This is a genomic window from Psychrobacillus sp. (assembly GCF_056205495.1).
Window position 1 is genome coordinate 1 of the sequence record NZ_JBAEAP010000322.1, and the last position, 1,780, is coordinate 1,780.

General features: G+C 34.5%; 3 protein-coding genes and 1 pseudogene. 1 reads left to right on the top strand and 3 read right to left on the bottom strand.

Going from position 1 to position 1,780, the window contains the following annotated elements; genetic code table 11:
- The 3 genes and pseudogenes from AC06OU_RS09535 to AC06OU_RS09545 all read right to left on the bottom strand — a co-directional run.
- A pseudogene (locus AC06OU_RS09535) lies at positions 1-249 on the bottom strand (GNAT family N-acetyltransferase); the annotation flags it as partial.
- Positions 250-366: 117 nt separating this feature from the next.
- Entirely contained in the window at positions 367-1,038 is a 672-nt protein-coding gene (locus AC06OU_RS09540) for a LuxR C-terminal-related transcriptional regulator (RefSeq protein WP_475855439.1), read from the bottom strand.
- 16 nt (positions 1,039-1,054) lie between these two features.
- Positions 1,055-1,186: a hypothetical protein gene (locus tag AC06OU_RS09545; protein ID WP_475855441.1), complete on the bottom strand. Its 132-nt coding sequence runs from the start codon at positions 1,184-1,186 to the stop codon at positions 1,055-1,057.
- A 123-nt stretch (positions 1,187-1,309) separates the two neighbouring features.
- On the opposite strand from AC06OU_RS09545, the gene AC06OU_RS09550 reads away from it, so the two are divergent.
- A partial coding sequence (locus AC06OU_RS09550) for a helix-turn-helix domain-containing protein (protein ID WP_475855442.1) occupies positions 1,310-1,780 on the top strand: 471 nt, incomplete at its 3' end.

A 1,780-nucleotide genomic window follows, 5' to 3' on the forward strand; every position in this document is an offset into this window, starting at 1 on the left:
CCCAATTATGTAACTTCCTTCATATTTTTGTACTTGCCATGAAACAAAACCAATCTTCTTATCATCGTGAGTCAAAACGGTCGCATAACGAGTGTTTCCAGATTGTATGTCTTGGCGTATTTCATCTGTAGTCGCATAATCCTGAGAACCGCGTGCCAATGCGCTTACCTTTGATGGACAGACCCACTTTGAGAATAAAGCATAATCTTCCTCTTCCAGTGCTTGCAGCTTAACAAAATTCCCTTTCATGGTTAACCTCCTAATATACTTTTAATCTACCTTTAATCTACCTTTATCATAAAATAGTAGGGGGCCAAAAGAACCCGTATTTCACGCAAACAAAAAGCCTGACAGCAATAGTCAGACTTACATGGATATTTGATGATTTTCCTCAAGCATACTAAAACGGTAAGGCAACGTCTTAATGTTTGCTTTTGTAATTTTGACTGCTAGACCAACTCTGGAGTTCACTTCTAATTTTTGTATGCAGGATGCGATATAGTACTCTACAGTTCTTTTACTAAGATATAAGGTATCTGCGATTTGCTGGTTAGTTTTATCATTTATCAACTCCTCAACCACCCTTAATTCCATCTCTGTCAGAAGAGTGGGGATATCGTTGAAATTTTCTGTGAACGGTGTAGGTTTCGGTGCATCCCACATATGAAAGAATAAATTCTTTAGTTCACTCGAGAGATAGCTCCCCCCATTTTCTATGGCTTCTATAGCTGGTATAAGTTCTTCTGGCCTTTCCTTTTTTAAAATGCCCTGAGCATGCTTTACAAGAGTGATTAAATGTCTTTCTTTATTTCCTACCATCACGATTGATGGTATCTTTCTTATGGTCAGATTATCGATATATTCACTCTTTAGTGTATTGACAATGGATAAATTAAATTTTCCTAAGAAAAGATCATCCCTTAATAAGGCCTCATTATTTAACAAGTGTAGCTGACAATCACTTCTATAAGATAGGGCTTTATAGATTGAACCAATACTTTGATTTTTATTATTGTCAATAATTAAGATTTTTTTCATTTGTCTTATCACCCTTTCAATGATGTGGCTTAATTGGCTCATTTATATCTAGTACCTCTATACCATTAACCGGTGAATTTATTTCCAAGACATTTTCTATACCAATAATTAATAGAGATAGACATGCAACCACCAAGAACTTTTTCAATACTTTCATACCACTTCAACCCCCATATATATGTTATAGTTCCATTATGTTCCATTATTTTGTGACAATGAATAAGTATTTTCGCAAGGTTTAGACACAAAGGTAAGGAAGGATGGTAAAACCATGGATGAAATAGGTCTAAAAATTATGTACTACCGAAATAAAAACGGTTATTCAAGACAATATTTATCAGAAAATATTTGCGATGAGTCTACTCTTTATCGAATCGAAAAAGGTTTACAACTCCCTAGAATTGACATCCTCCAAAAATTTTGCGATCGACTGAGCATTCCCGTAAACTATATCCTTTCCGACACAGAAGAAAATTTCACAACCTATAAGAGTAAAATCAAACAACTTTGTAGAGAAAGTCTATATCAACAAGACTTTGTCACCATGCAGTTTCATATGGAAGAAGCTATTGAATACATGAAAAAACATTCAAGTATAGAAGATAGAGCCTTTCAAAGATTCATTAGCTGGCTCAATGGAGTGCTGATTCATAAGCGTGATCATCACCCAAAGAAAGCAGAAAAGACTTTTAGAAAACTCCTATCAAACAAAAAGGTTATTAATGAAATGGATATTAATATT

Coding starts and splice junctions, on each gene's coding strand:
- AC06OU_RS09540 (WP_475855439.1), bottom strand. CDS start 1,038: ATGAAAAAAATCTTAATTATTGACAATAATAAAAATCAAAGTATTGGT.